Genomic DNA, 22,577 nt, shown 5'->3' with positions numbered 1-22,577 from the left:
GGCTGCTCAGTCGCTCAGTCGCGCGCCGCAGGCGGCGCGACGGCGGCGCCCTCGATGCGATGCCGTTCAAGCGACTTCGCGACGAAGGCCGAGGCCTTGGCCTGCTCCACGAAAGCGGCAAGGAAGCGCGCACCCGCGGCCTTGCTCTTGGCCATGCCCATGGCCTGGTTGATGACCATGAATCGCCCGGGCAGCAAGCGCAGGCCCGGGTTGCGCGCGGCGTCCGCTTCCAGCTGCTGCTTTACGCCGGCGGCCACATCGAGCTGCTGCGCCAGGAAGAAGCTGACCACCTCGGGCGAGGTCGGTGCGCGCTCTATCGTCGCCGCCTTGAGTTCGCGCGTCAGGTAGAGGTCGTAGGCGCTGCGGGCGCCTACGGCAACACGAGTGCCTGGGCGATCCACGTCCTCGTTGGCCCGCAAGGGCGAGTCGCTGCGCACGAGGTAGGCCCCTTCGATCTGGACATAGGGCGCCGAGTAGGCCGTGGTCGCGGCGCGCGCGGGGTCGATGGCGAAGAAGCCCACGTCCACCCGGCCGGTGGCCAGCGCGTCCACCGCTTCGCCGGCCGACTTCACCACCATCAACTCCGCCTGCACACCCAACTGCCTTGCCAGCTCGCGCGCCAGGTCCACCGACACACCCGAGGCCTCACCGGTGGCCGGGTCCCTGTTGGCCAGGATGGGATTGCCCAGATTGATGACGGCGCGCAGCCGGCCGGTGGGTGCCAGTTCGGCGATCGCTTGGGCGGAAGGTGTCGGCATGGCGGCACAGGCGGTGAGCAAAGACATGAACAGGGCGAGCAATGCTGTCGGAACTGTTCTCATGGCGCATGAGCCTACACGCGAGCGTGGGTTGGCCGCCTGCGCCTTGAATTCCGGGTTTCCTCTAGCTGGCCGTTTCGCCTTCCCACCCCATGTCGTATCCATGTTCTTCTTCAGACATCCCAAGCCTGTCGTCGACCGGCGGCCGGTGGCGGAGCAGTCGGTCCAGGTGAAGGCCGCCACGCTGCCGGCGCTGACCGAGCTGGCCGAGTCCCGCCGCAGCCCGCTCGCGGATGAGCAGACGCAGTCGCCGGTGCCGATCGACCGAGCACAGCCCTGACGAGCCAGGCTCGGCGGCGGTGATGGGCTGGCTAGCGCGTGCGCCGCGGCTTGCTCTTGCCGCGCAGCTGAGCGCCGGCACTTGCGGTGCCGCGCGTCGCCGGCTTGTCGGCAGCAGGCTTGGCCGGCTTGACCAAACCCGTCGCCGCCGACACCGCCACGGTCTGGTACTCGGCGGCGTAGTGCTTGCGCATGCGCACGATCTCGCGGGTGTACTTGCCGGCGAGCTGCTGCTTCTTCGTGTCCGACAGCAGGCGGCCGGCGACATGGAAGAACTTGGACTCTTCTTCCTTCAGGTGGTGGCGGACCTTGAAGCTGAGCTGCTTCGCGGTTGCGATCCAGCCGTCCTGCTGCTTGTTGCGCACCGACAGGTCTTCGAGCAGTTCGTCCACTTGATGATGCTCATGCAGCGCGTGCCGAGAAGCGTCGAGGCCGCCGTCCTCCATCAGCAAGGGGATGTAGAGGAAACGCTCCTCGGCCGCCGCGTGGGCCATCAGTTCGACCTTCAGCTGCAGGAACAGCAGCTGGCGCGCGGCCATATCACCGCGTGACGCGGTGAGCTTGCGGCAAAGGTCGCGTTGCAGGTCGTGGCTTTCGCGGATGGCGTCGAAGATCATGCGGTCGTCTCCAGGGTGACGATGCATGTTGGTGGGCAACGGGCGCCGCGTCTGTCAGACGCCGCCGCTTCGGTTCAACCGGCGGCGAACCGCCGTGCCGGGTCGTAGGGAAACACGTCGTGCACATGCCCCGCCAGGATGCGCTCCTTGTGGCCCTGCCAGAAGCTCGCATCCAGCAGGTCGGCGTGGTGGCGCATGAAGCAGTCGCGCACCTGGGGGTCGCCAAGCAGGAACGGCGCGAAGGTCTCGGGGAAGACGTCGCGCGGCGCGACGGTGTACCAGACCTCGCCTGACATCTCCTCCTCCTCGTTGCGCGGCTCGGGCACGCGGCGGAAGTTGCAGTCGGTGAGGTACTCGATCTCGTCGTAGTCGTAGAACACGACCTTGCCGTGGCGGGTCACGCCGAAGTTCTTCCACAGCATGTCGCCGGGGAAGATGTTGGCGGCCACCAGGTCCTTGATGGCGTTGCCGTACTCGATGACAACGCGCTCCACCTGCTCGGGCGTCGCGTCCTTCAGGTAGATGTTCAGCGGCACCATGCGGCGCTCGATGTAGAGGTGGCGGATGACGAGGTCGTCGCCCGTCTCTTCGATCAGGCTGGGGCAGAAGTGCCTGAGTTCCGCGATCAGCTCATCCTCGAAGCGGTGGCGCGGGAAGGCGACGCGGGTGTACTCCAGCGTGTCGGCCATGCGGCCCACGCGGTCGTGGGCCTTCACGAGCAGGTACTTGGCCTGGATCAGCTCGCGCGTCGTGTCCTTCTGCGGCGGGTAGAAGTCCTTGATGACCTTGAACACGAACGGGTAGCTCGGCAGGTCGAACACCAGCATCACCATGCCCTTGATGCCCGGTGCGATGCGGAACTTGTCGCTGCTGTGTCGCAGGTGGTCGCGGAAGTCCCGGTAGAAGAGGTTCTTGCCCTGCTTCTGCAGGCCCAGCGCCGAGTAGGTCTCGGAGCGGGGCTTGCGCGGCATCATCGACCGCAGGAAGGCGACGAAGGCGCTGGGCACCTCCATGTCGACGAGGAAGTAGGCGCGGGCGAAACTGAAGAGGGCGAGCAGGTCGTCCTCGCCGAACAGCGCGGCGTCGATAAAGAAGCGGCCGTCGCTCTCGCGGCGCAGGATGGGCAGCGCGAACGGCGTCTCGGTGAAGCCGTTGATGATCTTGCCGACCACGTAGGCGCCCTTGTTCCGAAAGAACAGGCTGGACAGCACCTGCAGCTGGAAGTTGGCGCGCCAGCGGAAGTCGCCCAGCTGGCGCGTGACGGCGGCCAGCACACGGTCGACGTCGCGCCTCAGGTCGACGAACTCGCCTTCGAGCTGGAAGTTGGTGATGACACGCGCGAGGGTGTCGCGCAGCGTCGCCGGCGTCGGGTAGTAGGCCCGGTAGGTCGGCAGCGCGGCGGGCTCGTCGTTCTCGATGTACTCGGTCGAGATGGCCGGCCGCACGAAGATGAAATCGTTGTGAAAGTAGGCGTGGTGCAGGATGCGCGTGCACACCGAGTTGAAGAAGGTCTCGGCCAGCTCGGGCTGGTGGTGGTTGGTCAGCAGGCCGATGTAGTGCAGCTTGACCTGCTGCCAGACTTCCATCGGCAGCGTGGACGCCGCGAAGCACGTCTCCAGCAGCTCGCTGGCCTCGGCGACGCGGGTGTCGTAGAACTCGATGCGCAGCGCCTGGGCGCGCTGCTGGCCCAGCCAGTCGCCACGCTCGAAGCGCGCCTTGGCCTCGCCGGACGTGGCGCGGAAGAGCCGGTAATGGCGATCAAAGCCCCCGAGCAGGGCCTGGGCGATATCAAAGGCGCGGGAGTCCGTCAGCTGCGTCGGGAACATCGCCCGACTCTACTCAGGCCGTTGTGGCGTAGCGCTGCTTCACCTTGGCCAGTGCCCGGCGGTAGGCCGGGTCGACGTCGTCGGCCTTGGCGGCAGTCAACGCGAGGTCTTCCAGCAAGCCGTTGTGCAGGCCGTAGACCCAGCCATGCACGACGACCTCCTGGCCACGCTCCCAGGCGTCCTGCACCACCGTCGTGTGGCAGGCGTTGCGTGCCTGGTGCAACACGTTCAGCTCGCACAGCGCGTCGACACGCCGGGGCTCGGGCACGGTGTCCAGCCAGTCACTGTGCATGTGGCGCACATCCTGCACGTGGCGGATCCAGTTTTCCACCAGGCCCACGCGCAGGTCGTATAGCGCCGCGCGCACACCGCCGCAGTTGCTATGGCCGACGATGATGATGTGGCGCACCTTCAGGTGGTCCACGGCGAACTGCATGACGGACAGGCAGTTCAGGTCCGAGTGCACGACAACGTTGGCGACGTTGCGGTGCACGAACAGCTCGCCCGGCAGCAGGTCCACCAGCTCATTGGCCGGCACGCGGCTGTCGGCGCAGCCGATCCAGAGGTACTGCGGCGTCTGCTGCTTCAGCAGGCGGGAAAAGAAGCCAGGTTCACCGGCTTCGGTCTCGGCAGCCCAGCGCTTGTTGTTGTCGAGGAGGTCCTGCAGTTCGTGGTTGGTCGTCGTCATGCCGGCATTGTCTCCATCAGCAGTTACATCGTCTCTGCAAAGAGCTCGCGGCCGATCAGCATGCGGCGGATCTCGCTGGTGCCCGCGCCGATTTCGTAAAGCTTCGCGTCACGCCACAAACGGCCCAGCGGGTACTCGTTGATATAGCCATTGCCACCAAAGATCTGCACGCCCTCGCCGGCCATCCAGGTCGCCTTCTCGGCTGTCCACAGAATGACCGAGGCGCAGTCCTTGCGCACCTGTCGCACGTGCTCGGCGCCCAGCATGTCGAGGTTCTTGGCCACGGTGTAGGCAAAGCTGCGCGCGGCCTGCAGCACGGTGTACATGTCGGCCACCTTGCCCTGGATGAGCTGGAACTCACCGATGCTCTGGCCGAACTGCTTGCGGTCGTGGATGTAGGGCACGACGTTGTCCATGACGCTCTGCATGATGCCCAGCGGCCCGCCGGTCAGCACGGCGCGCTCGTAGTCCAGGCCCGACATCAGCACCTTGGCGCCGCCGTTCACCGCACCCAGCACGTTCTCGGCCGGCACTTCGACGTCCTGGAACACCAGCTCGCCCGTGTGCGAGCCGCGCATGCCGAGCTTGTCGAGCTTCTGCGCGATGCTGAAACCCTTCATGCCCTTCTCGATCAGGAAGGCCGTCACGCCGCGTGCGCCCAGTTCGGGCTCGGTCTTGGCATAGACCACCAGCGTGTCGGCATCGGGGCCGTTGGTGATCCACATCTTGTTGCCGTTGAGCAGGTAGACGCCGCCCTTGTCCTCGGCCTTGAGCTTCATGCTCAGGACGTCAGAGCCCGCGCCCGGCTCGCTCATGGCCAGCGCGCCGACGTGTTCGCCACTGATCAGCTTGGGCAGGTACTTGGCGCGCTGCGCGTCGTTGCCGTTGCGCTTGATCTGGTTCACGCACAGGTTGCTGTGCGCGCCGTAGCTGAGGCCAACCGACGCGCTCGCGCGGCTGATCTCTTCCATCGCGATCATGTGCGCCAGGTAGCCCATGTCGGCGCCGCCGTATTGCTCGGGCACGGTGATACCCAGCACGCCCAGGTCGCCCATCTTGCGCCACAGGTCCATGGGGAACTGGTCGCTGCGGTCGATCTCGGCCGCGCGCGGAGCGATCTCTTCATCGGCAAAGGCGCGCACCGCGTCGCGCAGCGCGTCGATGTCTTCGCCGAGTTGGAAGTTGAGGCCGGGCAGATTCATGGGAAGGTCTCCTGTGCGCCAGGTCGATACCCCGTTGTTCAGAGGTCGCGGGCGCTTTGATTGACGTAAACGTCAACTGTAGCAAGCGCGCCCCGATCAACCCGCTGCATCTGCAGGCTGAGGCAGCAACCGGCGCACCAACGGGTGGCTGATCTTCTTGTCCGTGCCCACGGCGTAGAACTGCTCGACGACGCCTTCGGCAGCGCCGACGTTCACCAGCCCGTAGCGGCCGGTCAGCGCGTCGTCCACCGCGGTCGCGGCGGGGAACACACCCAGCCCCTCGCTGCCGAAGGTGGCCAGCAACGCGCTGTCCTCGAACTCACCGGTCACCCGCGGGCGCAGGCCCAGGTCGGTCAGCCAATGGTCCAGCCGCGGGCGCAGGGCCGCGTGCGAGGTGGGCAGCAGCAGCGGCACGTCGGCCAGTGAGGCTGGGAAGTCGCGCGCCGCCGCGGCAGCCCAGCGCGGGTGGGCATACCAGGCCACTGGCGAGCTGCCCAGCGAATGGCTGTAGACGCGCAGATTCGGGTTCGTCGGCGCAGGGCGGTCGGCCAGCACCACGTCGAGCCGGTGCAGGGCCAGGTCGCCGAGCAGATCGTCGAATTCGTCCTCGTGGCAGAGCAGGCGCAGCTGCGGCGTGTCGAGGATGGGCGCGAGCAGGCGCTGCGCGACCAGCTTGGGCAGCCCGTCGGAGATGCCCACCGCCAGCCGCATCGTCGGCGCCGTGGCGGCGTCCCGCACCCGCTCGGGCAGGGTCTCGCCGATCTGGAAGATCTGCTCGGCCTGCTCCAACGCTGCGATGCCGGCCTCGGTCAGCGTCAGCCCCCGGCCCGCCGGCTTCAGCAGCGCCGCACCAAGAGCCTGCTCCAGCTCGCGAACCTGCGTCGACACGGTCTGCACGGACAGGCCCAGCTTCTCGGCGGCGCGCGTCAACCCGCCCTCCTTGGCCACGGCCCAGAAGTAGTAGAGGTGGCGGTAGCTGAAGCTCAAGCTCATTGATAACCCCAAGTTACTCGGAAGTATTGCTTCTTGATTTTCTGCTTTTTCTTGGCCTCTTGAAAGTCTAGTCTGGCGTTCCTTGTCGACGGCTCAGGAGGCCCTCATGCAAAACCAACCCCGCACCCACGCGATCGCGATGCCCTATGGCGGCGCGGTCGACCGCGGCACCGCCCACCGCGTGCTGCGCAACACCTATGCGCTGCTGTCGATGACGCTGCTGTTCAGCGCGGCCATTGCCTGGGCCGCCGTTGCCTTCAGCCTGCCCTCGCCCGGCATCATCCTGACGCTGGTGGCCTACTTCGGCCTGCTGTTCGGCATCCACAAGCTGAAGAACAGCGGCATGGCCGTCGGCCTCGTCTTCGCGCTGACTGGCTTCATGGGCTGGACGCTCGGCCCCTTGCTGACGCGCACGCTGGCCCTGCCCTCGGGCGGCCAAGCCGTGATGCTGGCACTGGGCGCCACGGGTGCCGTGTTCCTGGCGCTGTCGGCTTACGCGACGACGACCAAGCGCGACCTGTCTTGGATGGGCGGCTTCCTGTTCGCTGGCATGGTGGTGGCCATGCTCGCCGGCCTGGCTGCGATCTTCTTCCAGATCCCCGCGCTGGCGCTGACGGTCTCCGCCGTCGTAGCCCTGCTGTCGGCCGGCCTGATCCTGTTCGAGACCAAGCAGATCGTGGACGGCGGTGAAACGAACTACGTGCTCGCCACCGTCAGCCTGTTCGTATCCATCTTCAATCTGTTCACGAGCCTGCTGCACTTGTTCGGCTTTGCCGGCTCGGACGATTGATGCTCAAGGCTGCTTGCTGAGCAGCCAGCGGTAAAGGCCGACGCCGATGCCCGCGAAGGCCAGGAGCCCCAGCACCTGGCCTGCCGTCGCGAAGCTGTCACCCACCAGGGCCAGCGGCGCGCCGTTGCCGGAGAACACGACGATGGCGGCCAGGATGACGCCCAGCAGGCTCTCGCCGACGATGAGCCCGGAGGCCAGCAGCACGCCGAGTTGCTTGGTGGCTTCGGGGTCACGCTTGTAGGAAGCGCGGCGGTCGAACCACCAGCCGGCCACGGCGCCGATGACGATCATCAGCGTGCTGTTCATGGGCAGGTAGATGCCCAGGCCCACCGCCAGCGGCGCGAGGTGGGCCTTGCCGCCGGAGGCACGCTTCATGACCTCGTCGACGACGATGCAGGCCACGCCGATCAGGCCGCCAATGCCGATGAGGTTCCAGTTCAGGTCGCCCTGGATGACGCCCTTGGCCAGCGCCGAGATCAGCGCGGCCTGCGGGGCGGCCAATGCCTTCTTCGGATCGACACCCGGCGCGCCGGCGAAGCCGTAGGCCTGGTTGAGCAGGTCCAGCACCGGCGGGATGACGATGGCGCCCGCGACGACGCCGATGATGAGCGCCACCTGCTGGCGCCAGGGCGTCGCGTCGACGAGCTGGCCGGTCTTCAGGTCCTGCAGGTTGTCGTTGGAAATCGTCGCGACGGCGAACACGACGGCCGTGACGAAGAGCGCGAACGCGACCAGAGCCTGGCCCGTGGAGGGCGGCAGCAGCGGCTTCACGACGAAAGCCAGCAGCAGCGACACGCCGATGACGACCAGGATGCCCACGCCCGACAGCGGGCTGTTGGACGAGCCGATCAGGCCGGCCATGTAGCCGCACACCGCGGCGACGAAGAAGCTCATCAGCACGACGTAGACGACGCCGCCGACGACGAGCAGGCCGAGCTGGTCGCCCAGGCCCGCCGACGTGGCGAAGCTGGACAGCATGAAGCCGATGGGCAGCATGCAGGCCAGCGTGATGAGACCCACCGTGCCGATGGGGATGTCCTGCTCGTTGCGCGGCAGCGTGTCGGCCTTGCCGGCCTTGCGCACGCGGGCGGACATGGCGGCCGAGTGCAGGCCGGCGACAACCGGCTTGGCCAGCTTCACCAGCGTCCAGATGGCCGCGACGGCGATGCAGCCGGCGCCAATGAAGCGCACCTTCTTGCTCCAGGCGAACAGCGCCACCGCCTCGGCGGCGCCGTCGACGCCCGACGTCAGATAGGGCACGCCGCCCAGCCAGGCGATGCAGGCACCCACCAGGATGGCGACGCCCACCCAAAGGCCGACGAGGTGGCCCACGGCCAGCAGCGCGAAGCTGAAGTTCAGGTCGTAACCCGTCGTGCCACTTTTCTCGCCGCCGGGCAGGCGGAAGTACTGCGCCAGGTTGGCCGCGAACAACTGGGTCGCGATGACGATGCTGAAGCCCGCCGACACGACGCTGCCGACGACGATGGCCGCCAGCCCCTGGCGGCTGCCCTCGCCACTGTCACTGGCGTGGCCGACCTTCAGCACCTCGGCACAGGCCACGCCCTCCGGGTAGGGCAACGGCGAATTCGTGACGAGCGCGCGGCGCAGCGGGATGGAGTACATGACGCCCAGCACGCCGCCAAGGGCGCACAAGGTCGTCGACATCCAGTACGGGAAGCCACTCCACCAGCCGATCATGACCAGGCCGGGCAGCACGAAGATGATGGACGACAGCGTGCCCGCGGAGGACGCGATGGTCTGCACGATGTTGGTTTCGCCGATGGAATTGCCCGCGGCGCGGCGCAGCAGGGCCATCGAGATGACGGCGGCGGGGATCGACGTCGCGAATGTCAAGCCGGCCTTGAGGCCGAAATAGACGTTGGCGGCCGTGAAGACCAGCGTGATCAGGATGCCCAGCACGATGCCGCGCAGGGTAAGTTCCGTGCCCAGTTCGGGCGTGGCGGTGGGCGATGAGGTGCTCATGCTTGGAGGGTGCGAACGCCGGGTGGGCGAGGCGCGCATCATCGCGGCAGCTTGCACAGGATTCGTGCCCGGATAACCCTAGCGACACGCTCAATTGACGTTAACGTCAATTGGCGACCTAAAATCCCGGCCGATCAAGGAGACAAGCCCATGACCGATCTCGCCGCTGACTACAAGGCACTGGCCGAGTACCGCCCGACCCACAAGGTCCGTTTCGTCACCGCCGCCAGCCTGTTTGACGGGCATGACGCTGCCATCAACATCATGCGGCGCATCCTGCAAGGCATGGGTACGGAGGTCATCCACCTCGGGCACAACCGCTCGGTGGACGAGGTCGTCACCGCGGCGCTGCAGGAGGATGCCCAGGGCATCGCCATCAGCTCCTACCAGGGCGGGCACGTCGAGTACTTCAAGTACATGGTGCAGTTGCTGAAGGAGCGCGGCGGCGAGCACATCCAGGTGTTTGGCGGCGGCGGCGGCGTCATCGTGCCGGCCGAGATCCGCGAGCTGGCCGAGCATGGCGTGCGCATCTTCAGCCCCGAGGACGGCCAGCGCATGGGCCTGCAAGGGATGATCGGCGAGATGGTCATGAAGGCCGACCAGGACTTCAGTGTCTACGCGCCGCAGAACCTGTCCGCCATCACCGGCCACTCGGAAGCCGCCTGGCGCTCGCTGGCCCAGTTGCTCACCGCGCTGGAGAACGGCAAGGCTGACGCGGCGATCGTCGATGCGCTGCGGGAGCAGGCCAAGACCATCAAGACGCCGGTCCTCGGCATCACCGGCACCGGCGGCGCCGGCAAGTCCAGCCTGACCGACGAGCTGATCCGCCGCCTGCGCCTGGATCAGGGCGATGCGCTGCGCGTGGCCCTCATTTCCATCGACCCGTCGCGCCGCAAGAGCGGCGGCGCCCTGCTGGGCGACCGCATCCGCATGAACGCCATCTCGCCCTGGGGCCAGGGCGCACGCGTGTTCATGCGCTCGCTGGCGACGCGTGACTTCGGCTCGGAAATCTCCCCCGCCCTGCCCGACGTCATCGCCGCGGCCAAGATTGCGGGCTTCGACCTCGTCATCGTCGAGACCTCCGGCATCGGCCAGGGCGACGCGGCCATCGTGCCGCTGGTCAATGTGCCGATGTACGTGATGACGCCCGAGTTCGGCGCTGCCAGCCAGCTCGAGAAGATCGACATGCTGGACTTCGCCGAGTTCGTCGCCATCAACAAGTTCGACCGCAAGGGCTCGCTGGATGCGCTGCGCGATGTGAGCAAGCAGGTGCAGCGCAACCGCGAAGCCTTCACGGTGATGCCGGACACCATGCCCGTCTTCGGCACCATGGCCAGCCGCTTCAACGACGACGGCGTGACGGCGCTGTACCAGGCGCTCAAGGTTCGCCTGGCCGACCTGGGCATCCCCTTCAGCGAAGGCCGCCTGCCGCGCGTCGACACGCGCCACAGCACCCACCAGACCCCCATCGTGCCGGCCGGCCGCGTGCGCTACCTGGCCGACATCAGCGACACCGTGCGCTCGTACAAGGCCCGCGCCCGCAAGCAGGCGACGCTGGCCCGCGAGATCCAGCAGCTGGAAGCCAGCCGCGCCATGCTGGAGGCCGCCAACCCCGACAAGAACGGTGCCCGCACGGCGCTGGGCGACCTTGCCGAGCAGCGCAAGGCCAAGCTCGACGGCGACGCTCGCCAGCTGCTCCAGCAATGGCCCGACATGGTCAAGGCCTATGCCGGCGACGAGTACGTCGTGAAGATCCGCGACAAGGAGATCCGTACCGCGCTGGTCACGCAGAGCCTCTCGGGCACCAAGATCCGCAAGGTCGTGCTGCCGGGCTACGAGTGCCACGGCGAGCTGCTGAAGTGGCTGATGCTGGAAAACGTGCCCGGCAGCTTCCCCTACGCCGCCGGCGTGTTCGCCTTCAAGCGCGAGGGCGAGGACCCGACGCGCATGTTCGCCGGCGAAGGCGATGCCTTCCGCACCAACCGCCGCTTCAAGCTGGTCAGCGAGGGCATGCCCGCCAAGCGCCTGTCCACGGCCTTCGACTCGGTGACGCTCTACGGCGCCGACCCCGCGCCGCGGCCCGACATCTACGGCAAGGTGGGCAACTCCGGCGTCAGCATCGCGACGCTGGACGACATGAAGGTGCTGTACGACGGCTTCGACCTGTGCAGCCCGACCACCAGCGTGTCCATGACGATCAACGGCCCGGCGCCGTCGATCTTGGCCATGTTCATGAACACGGCCATCGACCAGAACCTGGCCAAGTTCCGCACCGACAACGGCCGCGAGCCAACAGCCGACGAAGCCGCCAAGATCAAGGACTGGGTGCTGGCCAATGTGCGCGGCACCGTGCAGGCCGACATCCTGAAGGAAGACCAGGGCCAGAACACCTGCATCTTCTCGACCGAGTTCTCGCTGAAGGTGATGGGCGACATCGCCGAGTACTTCGTGCATCACAACGTGCGCAACTTCTACTCGGTGTCGATCTCGGGTTATCACATCGCTGAAGCGGGCGCGAACCCGATCAGCCAGCTCGCGCTGACGCTGTCGAACGGCTTCACCTTCGTGGAGGCGTACCTCGCGCGCGGCATGCACATCGACGACTTTGCGCCCAACCTGAGCTTCTTCTTCAGCAACGGCATGGACCCCGAGTACACAGTGCTCGGCCGCGTCGCCCGCCGTATCTGGGCCATCTCGATGCGCGACCGCTATGGCGCCAACGAGCGCAGCCAGAAACTGAAGTACCACGTGCAGACCTCGGGCCGCAGCCTGCACGCGCAGGAGATCGCCTTCAACGACATCCGCACCACGCTGCAGGCACTGATCGCCGTCTACGACAACTGCAACTCGCTGCACACCAACGCCTACGACGAGGCGATCACGACGCCCACTGACGAGAGCGTGCGCCGCGCGATGGCCATCCAGCTCGTCATCAACCGCGAGTGGGGCCTGGCCAAGAACGAGAACCCGTCACAGGGCGCCTTCATCATCGACGAGCTGACCGAGCTGGTCGAAGAGGCGGTGCTGACCGAGTTCGAGCGCATCAGCGAACGTGGTGGCGTGCTCGGCGCCATGGAGACCGGCTACCAGCGTGGCCGCATCCAGGAGGAGTCGATGCACTACGAGATGCTCAAGCACACCGGCGAGTACCCCATCATCGGCGTCAACACCTTCCGCAACCCGAATGGCGAGACGGTGCCGGAACACATCGAACTGGCACGTTCGACCGACGAAGAAAAGCAATCGCAGCTGACGCGCCTGGCCGAGTTCCAGGACCGCCACGCGGCCGAGGCGCCGGCCATGCTGGCCAGGCTTCAGCAGGCCGTCATCGAGAACAAGAACGTGTTCGACGTGCTGATGGAAGCCGTGCGCGTGTGCTCGCTGGGCCAGATCACCGGTGCCCTCTTCGAGGTGGGTGGCCAGTACCGCCGCAGCATGTAAGCCCGCTCAGGCGGCGAGCTCCACGCGATCCCGCCCGGACCGCTTGGCCTCGTAGAGCGCCGCATCGGCGCGGCTGAACACGGCCTCGGGCGCCTCGTTGGCGCCATGCGCCCGCGCCACGCCGACGCTGACGGTCACCGCCAGCGGGCCGGCCGTGGTCGCGAAGGCCTCGGCGCCCACGGCCTCGCGCAGCCGCTCGCCCAGGCGGGCCTCGCCACCGGCCTCGGGCTGCACCCAGATGACGGCGAACTCCTCGCCGCCCAGGCGCACGGCCAGGTCCAGCGGCCTCAGGGTGTCGCGCAACCGCTCGCCAATGCCGCTGAGCACGGCGTCGCCCACCGCGTGGCCATGGGTGTCGTTGATGCGCTTCAAGTGGTCCACGTCCAACAGAGCCAGCACGGGCGGGTGGGCGGCGCCGCGCTGCAGCAGGCGGCGCAGCCTCTCGTCGAAGCCGCGCCGGTTCAGCAGGCCGGTCAGCACGTCGACCTCGATCAGTCGCTCGATCTGGCGCAGCGCGCGGTCCTGCAACAGCAGCAACATGGCCAGGGCCTGGCCGATGACGAGGCCGACCGTCACGAGCAGGCCGATGGCGTTGTACTGCGTCAGCTGGTCACGGTTGGCCGCGATCAGCGGGCTGACGGCCAGGCCGCGCGCCACCTCGACGACGGCGCTGACGATGAGGTCGCCCGCCAGCAGCAGCAGCGGGAATCCGTGCTGCGCTTGCCAGGCCTTCAGGGCGGCATGCGCGGCCGGCGCGGTCAGCGCCGCGGTGGCCAGCAGCGTCAGCGTCAGCGAGGGCCAGAACACGCCGGTCCAGGCCGTCAGCGTGAAGGAGCCAACGCCCACCAGCGCGGCAAAGACGATGGGCCACCGGCAGCGCAGCGGCAGGCCCAGGTAGACGCGCAGCCCCAGCAGCAGCAGCAGGGCCGACAGCAACCCGCCGAGATGGCCGATGACCCAGAAGGTGCGCGGCGCGTCCAGCGTGATGGCGATGGCACGCGCCAGCTGCGTCAGCGCGGCGGCCGCGAAGGCACCGGCCCAGAACCACAGCGATCGCTCCGACTTCAGATGCCAGGCTCCGCCCAGCGTCGCCAGCGCCAGCATCGTCGTGACGAGCTGGTAGACGCGCAGCAGCGTGTCGGCGTGCAGGGGTTCCATTTGAGGTCGAGTTGGGTCGCAGTCCGCACGATGCCTGCATCACGCCGCCCGGCCGGTGCGCGGCGTGTGGAAGCCATGATTTATCTCACGGCCGAAGGGCTTATACCTGCAGCCGGGCGGCGTTCAGCGCGGCTGCAGGGCCTGCATGGCCGACTTCACCCGCAGCACCATCGGCGACGGCGGCGTCTGGCTGGCGTCAAAAGGATGCAGGCGCTGCCCGCCCGTGGCGGCCATGATCTTGCGCACGTACAGCCGCGTCTCGGCATAGGGCGGCACGCCGAGGTAGCGGTCCACGGCCTTCTCGCCAGCGTTGTATCCGGCCAGCGCGAGCATCACATCGCCCTCGAAATAGGCCAGCAGCCAGCGCAGGTAGGCCATGCCGGCGCGGATGTTCTGCGAGGGGTCGCGCAGCCTGGTGACCTTGAAGCGCAACGCCGTGTCGGGCATGAGCTGCATCAAGCCTTGCGCCTTCTTGGGCGACTCGGCCAGCGGATCGAAGTTGGACTCCTGGGCCATCACCGCGAGCACCAGGGCGGGTGCGAGCTGGTACTCGGGTGCCAGCAACTTCACGTAGTTGACGACCGCGGGCGGCGCGTGGGGCGGCAGCGGCAGCGTGGCCCACAGCGAAACAGGCTTGGCGCCGCGCGCAGGCACCGGCGCCACGGCCACGGGCAGGTCAGTCTCGGGCGGGCGCAAGCAGGGCGGAGGGTCGCCCAGGGGCGTGCCACCCATGGAATCGAGCATGTTCTGCGCCTGCTGCATGCCCTGCTCGGCGGCGGCGGCGAACATGTGGGCGGCCTCGGCATCATTGCGCTGGATGCCGCGCGCATTCGTCAGCATCCAGCCCAGGCTGTACTGGGCCTCGGCGTCGCCATAGCGGGAGGCGCGGCAATAGAGCTTGGCGGCGGCAACCTCGTCGCGCTTGACGCCGTCGCCGTACTCCAGCGCCTTGGCGTCCTGGCGCCAGCGCTCCACCTGGGCCGGCACGACGGGGCCGCGCTCGCCCGGCGGCATGGTCGGCCGCGGCAGCTGCTCCAGCGTCAGCGAGGGCAGCTGGGCCCAACTCGTCGAACTGGCCAACAGCAGAAGCAGGAACAGGCGTCGCAAGGGTCAGTACGGAGCAGGTGGTCGGGGGGCGGAAGTCTAGACTGCCCGCCTGAACAGCGCGCCATGCCCACATGAACAAAACCCGCCTCGAAGCCTTCAGCGACGGCGTCATCGCCATCATCATCACGATCATGGTGCTGGAGATGAAGGTGCCGCACGGCAGCGACTGGGAGGCCCTCAAGCCGCTGTGGCCGGTGCTGCTGTCCTATGTGCTGAGCTTCGTCTACGTCGGCATCTACTGGAACAACCACCACCATCTGCTGCACGCCGTGCACAAAATCAACGGCGGCGTGCTCTGGCCCAACCTGCACCTGCTGTTCTGGCTGTCGCTGCTGCCGTTCGCCACCGGCTGGATGGGCGAGAACCACTTCGCACCGCTGCCGGTGGCCGTCTACGGTGGCGTGCTCGTGATGGCCGCGCTGGCCTGGGTGCTGCTGCAGCGCGCACTGCTGTGCATCCCCGGCAACAACACCGTGCTGGCGCTGGCGCTGGGCAAGGACTGGAAGGGCAAGATCTCGCCGGTCATCTACCTGGCCTCCATCGCGCTGGCCTTCGTGCACGTGGGCCTGTCGCTGGCCGGTTATGCCATCGCCGCGGCGCTGTGGCTGATCCCGGACCGCCGCATCGAACACCACTTGAACAGGAGCGAGTGACCATGCCCACGCTCGACCCCCGCATCGACGCCTACCTGGCCGGCGTACCCGAGTTCGCGCTGCCGATCCTGACGCGGCTGCGCGAGGACGTGCATGCCGCCTGCCCCGACGTCGTCGAGACGATCAAGTGGAGCCGGCCCCACTTCACGCTCGATGGCAAGCTGCTGGCCGGCATGTCGGCGTTCAAGGCGCACTGCGCCTTCGGCTTCTGGGAGCGCGAGGGCGCGGCGCCGGGCGAGCCGGGGGCGATGGGCGATTTCGGCCGCATCACGTCCGTGGCCGATCTGCCCAGCCGCACCGAGCTGCGCAAGCAGATCAAGGCCGCCGCCGCGCTGCTGCAGGCCGGTGCGCCGCGCGCCGCCAAGCCCGACCGCGCGCCGCGGCCGCAGCTGGAGATGCCCGCCGACTTTGCCGCCGCGCTGGCCAAGACCAAGGCCGCCAAGCAGCACTACGACGCCTTCCCGCCCAGCAAGCAGCGCGACTACCTGGAGTGGGTGCTGGAGGCCAAGCGCGAGGAGACGCGCGCCAAACGCGTCGCCCAGGCCGTGGAATGGCTGGCCGAGGGCAAGTCGCGGAACTGGAAATACGAGAACTGTTAGGGCAGCTTCGCTAGCCGATCACCGACTGCAGCGTCGAGTTGCGCATCCAGTCATCGGCCACCACGACACGGTTTCGGCCTTTCTGCTTGGCCTGGTAGAGCGCCTTGTCGGCCAGGTGCATCAGCGTCTCCGGCGTGTCTTCGCGCGCCGCCTCGGCAACGCCGGCCGACAGCGTCACGCGCAGCGGCCGGCCGCCGTCGCCCCGCAGCTCCAGCGCCTCCACGGCCAGGCGCACCTGCTCGGCCAGATGCTTGGCGCCGACCGCGCCGGTGGCCGGCAGCACCAGGCCGAACTCCTCGCCACCCAGGCGCCCGAGCACGTCGGAACTGCGCAGCCGCGCCCGCGTACAGGCCGCGACGGCCTTCAGCACCTGGTCGCCCATGGCGTGGCCGTGCTGGTCGTTGACGCGCTTGAAGTGATCCAGGTCCAGCATGACGAAGCCGACCGACTGGCCTTCGCGGCGGCCGCGCTCCATTGCGTGGGCCAGCAGGGACACCGTGGTGTTGTGGTTGACCGCACCGGTCAGGCCGTCGACGCTGGCGAGCTTGCGCATCTGGCTGGCCATGCGCTCGAAGTTGGCCAGCACGAAGCCGAAGCCCGCCGCCAGCACGGCCATGAAGGCCAGCATGAAGATGGCGCCGCTCCAGGTCTGCCAGGGCTCGGGGTCCACCGGCCGGGCACGCAGCCACGAGGCGGCAACACCCACACGCAGCCACAGCGCCAGGCTTGCCAGCAGCAGCATCAGCGAGACGACGCGAAAACTCATCTCGGCGCGCCAGCCCAGGCGCAGCGCGGCGATGGTGGACGGCAGCAGCAGTACGCCCATGGCCGCCGACATCGCGCCGGCGCGCACCGGCCCCGACACGTCAAGCACCGCCGGCACAGCCAGCGCCGCGGCCAACAGCAGCCAGTGATGCCAGACCGGCAGCCCGCGGTTCAGCAGATGCCGCGACACGGCCGACGCAAAGCCCGCCAGGCCTGCCATCAGCAGCCAGTTGCCGCCCAGCAGCACGGCCCAGCCCGGCAGCCAGGGCCGCAGCGCAAAGAACGCAAAGCCGATGCAGAAGGCCAGCCCCGCCCAGCCCAGGCGCTTGAGTTCGCCGCGGCTGAGTGCGCCGCGACCGGCCATCCACAGCTGCAGCGTCAGCAGGCCGAAGCCGACGACGAGCATCAGCACCAGGGTGGGGACGTGCAGCGACATGCGCGAGCGGCGCCTCGTTTATTGTGATGACTTGTAACGCCCAGTGTAGGCAGGGCCGGCGCCGCGCGCCGCCAGGGTCTGCGCCGATGGCGCGGGGCCACACCTGCGGCTCCAATGACTGACGTGATCGCCCCTGCCCTGACACCGGCCTTGATGCCCGCGCTGTGCCTGTTGAACCCGCATGCCGCCAACGGCCGCTGCGCCGCCCTGGCCCAACCCCTGCGCGAGGCCCTGCCCCAGGTGCCGCTGGTGCTGCCCGAGAACGTGGCCGCCGCGCGCCAGCGCCTGCTGGCCTTGCCCGAAGGCAGCCGCGTCATCGTGGCCGGTGGCGACGGCACCGTGCACCAACTGCTGCCGGCCCTGGTCGCCCGCAAGCTGCAGCTCGCCCTGCTGCCCGGCGGCACCGGTAACGACCTGGCCCGCGCCCTCGGCCTGGCCCGCATGGGCTGGCGCGAGGCTCTGGCCCATGCGCAGCGCGCGCCGGCCACGACGATGGACCTCGGCGAGATCACGACGAACACGGGTGGCGCCCAGCTCTTCATGTCCAGCCTGACGGCCGGCTTCGACGGGGCCATCGCCATCCGCGCCCAGGCCGCGCCCAACTGGCTGCGCGGCCAGCCGCGCTATCTGTGGGCCACGCTGACCGAGATCGCCCGGCTGCGCGTCTACCCGCTGCGCGTCGAGGCCGACGGCCAGCTGCTGCACGACGGCCCGCTGCTGTTCGCCTCCAGCCTGAACACGCCGAGCTACGGCAGCGGCATGCCCGCAGCACCCGGCGCGCGCATCGACGACGGCGAGCTGCAGCTGCTGCGCGTTGGCGCCTTCGGCCGCCTAGGTGCGCTGGCCATGATGCCGCTGCTGCTGACCGGGCTGCATCTGCGCCATGGCAAGGTTGCACTCACGCGCTTCAAGTCCCTGCGCCTGACCAGCACCATGCCCGTGCCGCTGGCTGTGGATGGCGAACCGCTGCTATCAGCCACAGACATCTCGGTACGCGTGCTGCCGCAAGCCCTCAGCGTCGTTCGCTGATGATGCCGGCATGGATCACGAGCAAGACGACCACAGCACCCCACGCGCCGGCTGGCTGGGCCCCTGGCTGAAGGGCTTTCCGGCGCTGCAGCCGCCAGTCGCGCTGGCCGACGTGGCGCAACGCGGCTGGGCCCTGCACGACATGCCCGTACCGCTGGCCGTCGTGCGCCAGCAGGCGCTGGCCCACAACATCGCCTGGATGCAGCGCTTCGCGTCCGAACGCGGCGTGCAGTTGGCGCCGCACGGCAAGACGACGATGAGCCCGCAGCTGTTCCGCCGCCAGCTCGATGCCGGCGCCTGGGGCCTGACGTTTGCCAACGTGCATCAGCTGCGCCTGGGCTTGGCCGCGGGCGCTCAGCGGGCCTTGATCGCCAACCAGGTCATCAGCGCCACCGAACTGGCCGAGCTGCTCGACCTGCGCCGCCGCCATCCCGGCCTGGAGATGGCTTTCTTTGTCGACTCGCAGGCCCAACTCGACCTGATCGCCGCGCACTGGGCGCAGCTTGGCGGCGATGAAGCCCGCATCGATGTGCTGGTCGAACTCGGCACCTCGCGTTGCGGTGTGCGCGAGCACGCACCGGCGCTGGCGCTGGCCCGCGCACTCAAGACCCACCCAGCGCTGCGCCTGCGCGGCGTCGGCTTCTACGAGGGTCTGCAGATCAAGGGCGAAAGCGAGCCCGACGTCGCGCTGATGCAGCAATGGCAGTCACGCCTCCAGGGGCTGCTGGATGCCATCGACACCGAAGGCCTGCTCGACGCCGACGCCCAGCCGCTATGGCTCAGCGGTGGCGGCTCGGCTGCTTTCGACCTCGTCGCGCCCGTGCTGGCCGGCGGCTCCAAGCGCCTGGGCCTGCTGCGCTCGGGCTGCTATGTCTGCCACGACCACGAGCACTACGGCCGCTACATGAAGACCATGGACGAGCGCATGGGCACGCCACTCAGTTCGCCCAGCCTGCAGCCGGCGCTGGAAGTCTGGACCCAGGTGCTGTCCTGCCCCGAGCCGGGCCTGGCGCTGCTGAACGCGGGCCGGCGCGACCTGTCCTTCGACGCCGGCTGGCCGCTGCCGGTCTGGCATCTGCAGGGCGCCGAGCGGACGAAGGCGCCAGCGGGTTGGCGCGTGACCGGCCTGAACGACCAGCATGCCTATCTGCGCTGGGACCCGGCCGAATGCGACGGCCCCGCGGTCGGCGAGCGCGTCGCGCTGGGGCCGTCTCACCCCTGCACCACCTTCGACAAATGGGCCTGGATGGCCGTCGTTGACGAGGACGACCGCGTCGTCGATGCCATCACCACACAGTTCTCCTGATGAACCGCCGCCACCTGCTGAGCCTGTCCGCCGCCGCCTTGATGCCCGCCACCGCCGCTACCTCCTCCGCCGTCCGTTACCTGCATGTCGGCACCTACGCGCCTCAGGGCCAGGGCTTGTACAGCTTCGCCATCGCCGCGGACGGCGCGTTGAAGCCCCTCGGAGTCACCCCCAACGCCAACAGCCCGAGCTGGCTGGCAGCCCACGGCGGGCATGTCTACGCCGCCGAGGAAGGCGGCGACCACATTGCCATCTACACGCAGGACGACGCCGGCCGGCTCGCCCTGCTGCAGCGCCTGCCCAGCGGCGGGCGCAGCCCGGCACATCTCTCGGTGAGCGCAGGCCACGCCTGGGTCGCCCACTACGGCGACGCCCGTTTCGCCGCCCTGGCGCTGCAGGCCGACGGCCGCCTGGGCGATGCCCAAAGCTGGCCAAGCTGCGCCGGCCCCGACTGCCGCCCCGGCCCGCAGCGGGCCGCAAAGGCACCGCCCGGCAGCCAGGCCAACAGCGGCCACGACGCAGCGCACGCCCACATGATCCAGGCCAGCCCCGACGGCCGCTGGCTGCTCGGCACCGACCTGGGCCTCGACCGACTGCTCGTCTGGCCGCTTGCTGCCGGCGCGCCCAACGTTGCTGCAAAGGAACTCGCCCTCAGCCCAGGCTCCGGCCCGCGGCACTTCGCCTTCCACCCCGAAGACCCGCGCTGGGTCTACGTGCTGCAGGAGGAGTCGTCCACGCTGTCCACCGTCGAGCTGACCGACGCCGGCCCGCGCCTGCTCGATGAAATCTCCGTGCTGCCCGACGGCTTTGCCGGCACCAACTACGCGTCCGACCTGCTCGTCGCGCCCGGCGGCCGCCACCTGTACGCGCTGAACCGCCTGCACGACAGCCTGGCCGTCATCTCCCTGGCCCAGCCGCGCAGGCCGCGCCTGCTGGACCACCACTGGGTGCACGGCAGCTACCCGCGCAGCGCCTGCCGCGCCGGCCGCCATCTCTACGTGTGCAACCAGCGCAGCGACCAGCTCAGCCACTTCGACCTGGGGCGCCCCGAGCAGCCGCGCTTCACCGGGCGGCAGACGGCAGTGCCCAGCCCGGCCGGGGCCTGTTCGCTCTAGACTGCCCCGATGAAACACGCCGTCTTCCTGCTGCTCGCCGCAACGGCGCTGGCCCGCGCCGAACCCATCGGTTCGGTCGACACCGCCTTCAAGCTCATCGGGCCCGACCACAAGGTCGTCGTCGATGCGCATGACGACCCCAAGGTGCAAGGCGTGACCTGCTATGTGTCGCGCGCCAAGACGGGCGGCATCAAGGGCGCCATCGGCCTGGCCGAGGACAAATCCGAAGCCTCCATCGCCTGCCGCCAGGTAGGGCCGATCGTCATCAACCAGGCCCTGCCGCGCCAGGAAGAGGTTTTCAACGAGCGCATCTCCCTGATCTTCAAGCGGTTGCGCATCGTTCGCCTCGTCGACCCGGCGCGCAACACGCTCGTCTATCTGACCTACTCCGACCGCCTCGTCGACGGCTCGCCGCAAAACAGCGTCACTGCGGTCCCGGTGAGCCGCGAGACCCCCATCCCGGTCAAGAAATGACACCCCTCGTCCAAGGAGTACCTTGGCCGGTCCCCCGAGGGGACGGCGATGCTTGCCGGATTGACCGGCAAGCACATCGCCAACGCGGGCCGGCTCGGGAGCGGCCCAGCGCTCGGCCCGCAAACCGGGAGCCACACGCATGACATTCACGGAAGCCCTGTTCGCGCTGATGCCGATGCAGGCACTGGCGGCCGCGCTGGTGCTGATCACGCTGATCGGCTGGCGCGGCGCCAACGCCGGCGGGCGCTGGGCCCAGGTCGGCATGGCGGCCCTGGCCCTGGGCCTGGCCCTGCTGAGCCCGGCCGTGGGCGGGCGCTTCACCGCGCCGCACGGCCTGCACAGCGCGGGCATGGCGGCCGTCAGCCTGGGCTTGTCGGCGCTGTGGTGGGCGCTGGGCCTGTGGCTGACACCGCGGCCCGGGCGCTGGCTCATGGCGGCAGCGCCGCTGGTCCTGGGCGCCGGCCATGCGCTGCTGTGGGGCGACCGTGCCAGCGCGCAGACGCTGGCCGACGTCGTGCTGGGCGCCCAGCTCGCGTGGCTGGGCGTCGCGCTGACCCTGCCGGGCCGCAACACCGTGGTGCAGGGCCTGAACAGCCGGCGCTGGCGGCTGCTCGGCCTGACCGCCGTGCTGCCGTTGCTGGCGGCCATGCTGTGCCGCGCCGCCGTCACGCTGTTCGGCAGCCCTTCGCCTTCGCCCGACCTGCTGCTCGCCCTGACCGGCCAGCTCGCGCTGCTGCTGGCCCTGCCCATGCTGCTGCTGGCCTGGCGCGGCCAGATCGAGGCCGAGCTCGCGCGCCTGGCCCAGACCGACGGCCTGACCGGCCTGACAGACAACGCCGCGTTCACCGGGCGCTCGGTGGACCTGATCTCGATGGCCCGCCGCTACGACGAGCCGCTGGCCCTGGTCGTGCTGGACCTGGACGACTTCGAGACCCTGCGGGCCGAGCACGACATCGACTTCGCCGACCGCGCGCTGGCCTTGTTCGCCAGCTGCGTGCAGGCCCAGATGCGCCTGGGCGACCTGGCCGGGCGGCTGGCCGGCCAACAGTTCGGCGTGCTGATGGCCCGCTGCCTGCCCGAGGGCCCGCAGGCGCTGGACCTGCGCCTGCGCACGGCGCTGGCCGAGCGCGCACCGGCCGAGCTGGGCATGAGCCTGTCCTTCAGTGCCGGCTGGGCCAAGCTGCGCCCGGGCGACCGGGGCCTGGCCGACCTGCAACTGCGTGCCGAGACCGCGCTCTACGAAGCCAAGCGCGCCGGCCGCGGGCAATTGATGGCCGAACCGGGCGTGGCGGACTGAG

Annotated in this window: 20 protein-coding genes; 10 read left to right on the top strand and 10 right to left on the bottom strand. The window is 68.8% G+C overall.

Annotated features, from left to right (window positions below; genetic code table 11):
- Positions 1–14: 14 nt before the first annotated feature.
- Entirely contained in the window at positions 15–758 is a 744-nt protein-coding gene (locus tag AC07V5_RS09035; RefSeq protein ID WP_495115310.1) for an ABC transporter substrate-binding protein, read from the bottom strand.
- A gap of 163 nt (positions 759–921) precedes the next feature.
- Between AC07V5_RS09035 and AC07V5_RS09030 the strand changes: the two genes are divergently transcribed.
- Positions 922–1,098: a hypothetical protein gene (locus AC07V5_RS09030; RefSeq protein WP_495115309.1), complete on the top strand. Its 177-nt coding sequence runs from the start codon at positions 922–924 to the stop codon at positions 1,096–1,098.
- A 31-nt stretch (positions 1,099–1,129) separates the two neighbouring features.
- Here the strand turns inward: AC07V5_RS09030 and AC07V5_RS09025 are convergent, their stop codons facing one another.
- From AC07V5_RS09025 to AC07V5_RS09005, 5 genes are all read right to left on the bottom strand, one after another.
- Positions 1,130–1,714 carry a hemerythrin domain-containing protein gene (locus AC07V5_RS09025; protein WP_495115308.1) on the bottom strand — a complete coding sequence of 195 codons (585 nt, stop codon included), beginning with the start codon at positions 1,712–1,714 and terminating at the stop codon, positions 1,130–1,132.
- A gap of 74 nt (positions 1,715–1,788) precedes the next feature.
- The gene (aceK, locus tag AC07V5_RS09020) at positions 1,789–3,540 is read right to left on the bottom strand and encodes a bifunctional isocitrate dehydrogenase kinase/phosphatase (protein WP_495115307.1); all 1,752 of its coding nucleotides are present in this window, start codon (positions 3,538–3,540) and stop codon (positions 1,789–1,791) included.
- Between the two features lie 13 nt (positions 3,541–3,553).
- Entirely contained in the window at positions 3,554–4,228 is a 675-nt protein-coding gene (gene can, locus AC07V5_RS09015; protein ID WP_495115306.1) for a carbonate dehydratase, read from the bottom strand.
- 23 nt (positions 4,229–4,251) lie between these two features.
- Positions 4,252–5,430, bottom strand: coding sequence for an isovaleryl-CoA dehydrogenase (locus tag AC07V5_RS09010; RefSeq protein WP_495115305.1), 1,179 nt, complete (start codon positions 5,428–5,430; stop codon positions 4,252–4,254).
- Positions 5,431–5,526: 96 nt separating this feature from the next.
- A complete protein-coding gene (locus tag AC07V5_RS09005; RefSeq protein WP_495115304.1) occupies positions 5,527–6,423 on the bottom strand; it encodes a LysR family transcriptional regulator in 897 nt (298 codons plus the stop codon).
- A gap of 106 nt (positions 6,424–6,529) precedes the next feature.
- On the opposite strand from AC07V5_RS09005, the gene AC07V5_RS09000 reads away from it, so the two are divergent.
- Entirely contained in the window at positions 6,530–7,213 is a 684-nt protein-coding gene (locus tag AC07V5_RS09000) for a Bax inhibitor-1/YccA family protein (protein WP_495115303.1), read from the top strand.
- Positions 7,214–7,216: 3 nt separating this feature from the next.
- Here AC07V5_RS09000 and AC07V5_RS08995 read toward each other — a convergent pair whose 3' ends face one another.
- Positions 7,217–9,196, bottom strand: a complete 1,980-nt coding sequence (locus AC07V5_RS08995) for an OPT family oligopeptide transporter (protein WP_495115302.1) — start codon at positions 9,194–9,196, stop codon at positions 7,217–7,219.
- A gap of 150 nt (positions 9,197–9,346) precedes the next feature.
- Here AC07V5_RS08995 and icmF point away from each other — a divergent pair, with 150 nt between their 5' ends.
- On the top strand, positions 9,347–12,637 hold the full coding sequence (gene icmF / locus AC07V5_RS08990) for a fused isobutyryl-CoA mutase/GTPase IcmF (RefSeq protein WP_495115301.1): 3,291 nt from the start codon (positions 9,347–9,349) through the stop codon (positions 12,635–12,637).
- Between the two features lie 6 nt (positions 12,638–12,643).
- Here the strand turns inward: icmF and AC07V5_RS08985 are convergent, their stop codons facing one another.
- Positions 12,644–13,795, bottom strand: a complete 1,152-nt coding sequence (locus AC07V5_RS08985; RefSeq protein ID WP_495115300.1) for a GGDEF domain-containing protein — start codon at positions 13,793–13,795, stop codon at positions 12,644–12,646.
- Between the two features lie 123 nt (positions 13,796–13,918).
- Positions 13,919–14,902 (bottom strand): transglycosylase SLT domain-containing protein, encoded by a 984-nt coding sequence (locus AC07V5_RS08980; RefSeq protein ID WP_495115299.1) that lies wholly within the window; start codon positions 14,900–14,902, stop codon positions 13,919–13,921.
- Positions 14,903–14,973: 71 nt separating this feature from the next.
- Between AC07V5_RS08980 and AC07V5_RS08975 the strand changes: the two genes are divergently transcribed.
- Positions 14,974–15,555 carry a TMEM175 family protein gene (locus AC07V5_RS08975; RefSeq protein ID WP_495115298.1) on the top strand — a complete coding sequence of 194 codons (582 nt, stop codon included), beginning with the start codon at positions 14,974–14,976 and terminating at the stop codon, positions 15,553–15,555.
- A gap of 2 nt (positions 15,556–15,557) precedes the next feature.
- The gene (locus tag AC07V5_RS08970) at positions 15,558–16,154 is read left to right on the top strand and encodes a YdeI/OmpD-associated family protein (RefSeq protein WP_495115297.1); all 597 of its coding nucleotides are present in this window, start codon (positions 15,558–15,560) and stop codon (positions 16,152–16,154) included.
- Between the two features lie 10 nt (positions 16,155–16,164).
- Here AC07V5_RS08970 and AC07V5_RS08965 read toward each other — a convergent pair whose 3' ends face one another.
- A complete protein-coding gene (locus AC07V5_RS08965; protein ID WP_495115296.1) occupies positions 16,165–17,355 on the bottom strand; it encodes a GGDEF domain-containing protein in 1,191 nt (396 codons plus the stop codon).
- Between the two features lie 123 nt (positions 17,356–17,478).
- Between AC07V5_RS08965 and AC07V5_RS08960 the strand changes: the two genes are divergently transcribed.
- The 5 genes from AC07V5_RS08960 to AC07V5_RS08940 all read left to right on the top strand — a co-directional run bounded on the left by AC07V5_RS08960 (position 17,479) and on the right by AC07V5_RS08940 (position 22,576).
- Positions 17,479–18,384: a diacylglycerol/lipid kinase family protein gene (locus AC07V5_RS08960; protein WP_495115295.1), complete on the top strand. Its 906-nt coding sequence runs from the start codon at positions 17,479–17,481 to the stop codon at positions 18,382–18,384.
- 10 nt (positions 18,385–18,394) lie between these two features.
- On the top strand, positions 18,395–19,690 hold the full coding sequence (locus AC07V5_RS08955; protein ID WP_495115294.1) for an alanine racemase: 1,296 nt from the start codon (positions 18,395–18,397) through the stop codon (positions 19,688–19,690).
- Positions 19,690–20,805 (top strand): lactonase family protein, encoded by a 1,116-nt coding sequence (locus AC07V5_RS08950; protein ID WP_495115293.1) that lies wholly within the window; start codon positions 19,690–19,692, stop codon positions 20,803–20,805. Before AC07V5_RS08955 ends, AC07V5_RS08950 begins: the two co-directional genes overlap by 1 nt.
- 9 nt (positions 20,806–20,814) lie before the next feature.
- Entirely contained in the window at positions 20,815–21,279 is a 465-nt protein-coding gene (locus tag AC07V5_RS08945; RefSeq protein ID WP_495115292.1) for a CreA family protein, read from the top strand.
- Between the two features lie 139 nt (positions 21,280–21,418).
- A complete protein-coding gene (locus tag AC07V5_RS08940; protein WP_495115291.1) occupies positions 21,419–22,576 on the top strand; it encodes a GGDEF domain-containing protein in 1,158 nt (385 codons plus the stop codon).
- Position 22,577 lies beyond the last annotated feature (1 nt).

It is taken from the genome of Roseateles sp. GW821-FHT02E12, assembly GCF_059421665.1.
This window is presented reverse-complemented; position numbering and strand designations above follow the sequence as displayed.

Excerpts from the sequence above, each read along its gene's own strand:
- AC07V5_RS09005 (WP_495115304.1), bottom strand. The coding sequence starts at position 6,423 with ATGAGCTTGAGCTTCAGCTACCGCCACCTCTACTACTTCTGGGCCGTG.
- AC07V5_RS08995 (WP_495115302.1), bottom strand. The coding sequence starts at position 9,196 with ATGAGCACCTCATCGCCCACCGCCACGCCCGAACTGGGCACGGAACTT.
- AC07V5_RS08945 (WP_495115292.1), top strand. The coding sequence starts at position 20,815 with ATGAAACACGCCGTCTTCCTGCTGCTCGCCGCAACGGCGCTGGCCCGC.
- AC07V5_RS09035 (WP_495115310.1), bottom strand. The coding sequence starts at position 758 with ATGCCGACACCTTCCGCCCAAGCGATCGCCGAACTGGCACCCACCGGC.
- aceK (WP_495115307.1), bottom strand. The coding sequence starts at position 3,540 with ATGTTCCCGACGCAGCTGACGGACTCCCGCGCCTTTGATATCGCCCAG.
- AC07V5_RS09000 (WP_495115303.1), top strand. The coding sequence starts at position 6,530 with ATGCAAAACCAACCCCGCACCCACGCGATCGCGATGCCCTATGGCGGC.
- AC07V5_RS08965 (WP_495115296.1), bottom strand. The coding sequence starts at position 17,355 with ATGTCGCTGCACGTCCCCACCCTGGTGCTGATGCTCGTCGTCGGCTTC.
- AC07V5_RS09025 (WP_495115308.1), bottom strand. The coding sequence starts at position 1,714 with ATGATCTTCGACGCCATCCGCGAAAGCCACGACCTGCAACGCGACCTT.
- AC07V5_RS08970 (WP_495115297.1), top strand. The coding sequence starts at position 15,558 with ATGCCCACGCTCGACCCCCGCATCGACGCCTACCTGGCCGGCGTACCC.
- AC07V5_RS08955 (WP_495115294.1), top strand. The coding sequence starts at position 18,395 with ATGGATCACGAGCAAGACGACCACAGCACCCCACGCGCCGGCTGGCTG.
- AC07V5_RS08940 (WP_495115291.1), top strand. The coding sequence starts at position 21,419 with ATGACATTCACGGAAGCCCTGTTCGCGCTGATGCCGATGCAGGCACTG.
- icmF (WP_495115301.1), top strand. The coding sequence starts at position 9,347 with ATGACCGATCTCGCCGCTGACTACAAGGCACTGGCCGAGTACCGCCCG.
- AC07V5_RS09030 (WP_495115309.1), top strand. The coding sequence starts at position 922 with ATGTTCTTCTTCAGACATCCCAAGCCTGTCGTCGACCGGCGGCCGGTG.
- can (WP_495115306.1), bottom strand. The coding sequence starts at position 4,228 with ATGACGACGACCAACCACGAACTGCAGGACCTCCTCGACAACAACAAG.
- AC07V5_RS08985 (WP_495115300.1), bottom strand. The coding sequence starts at position 13,795 with ATGGAACCCCTGCACGCCGACACGCTGCTGCGCGTCTACCAGCTCGTC.
- AC07V5_RS08950 (WP_495115293.1), top strand. The coding sequence starts at position 19,690 with ATGAACCGCCGCCACCTGCTGAGCCTGTCCGCCGCCGCCTTGATGCCC.
- AC07V5_RS08975 (WP_495115298.1), top strand. The coding sequence starts at position 14,974 with ATGAACAAAACCCGCCTCGAAGCCTTCAGCGACGGCGTCATCGCCATC.
- AC07V5_RS09010 (WP_495115305.1), bottom strand. The coding sequence starts at position 5,430 with ATGAATCTGCCCGGCCTCAACTTCCAACTCGGCGAAGACATCGACGCG.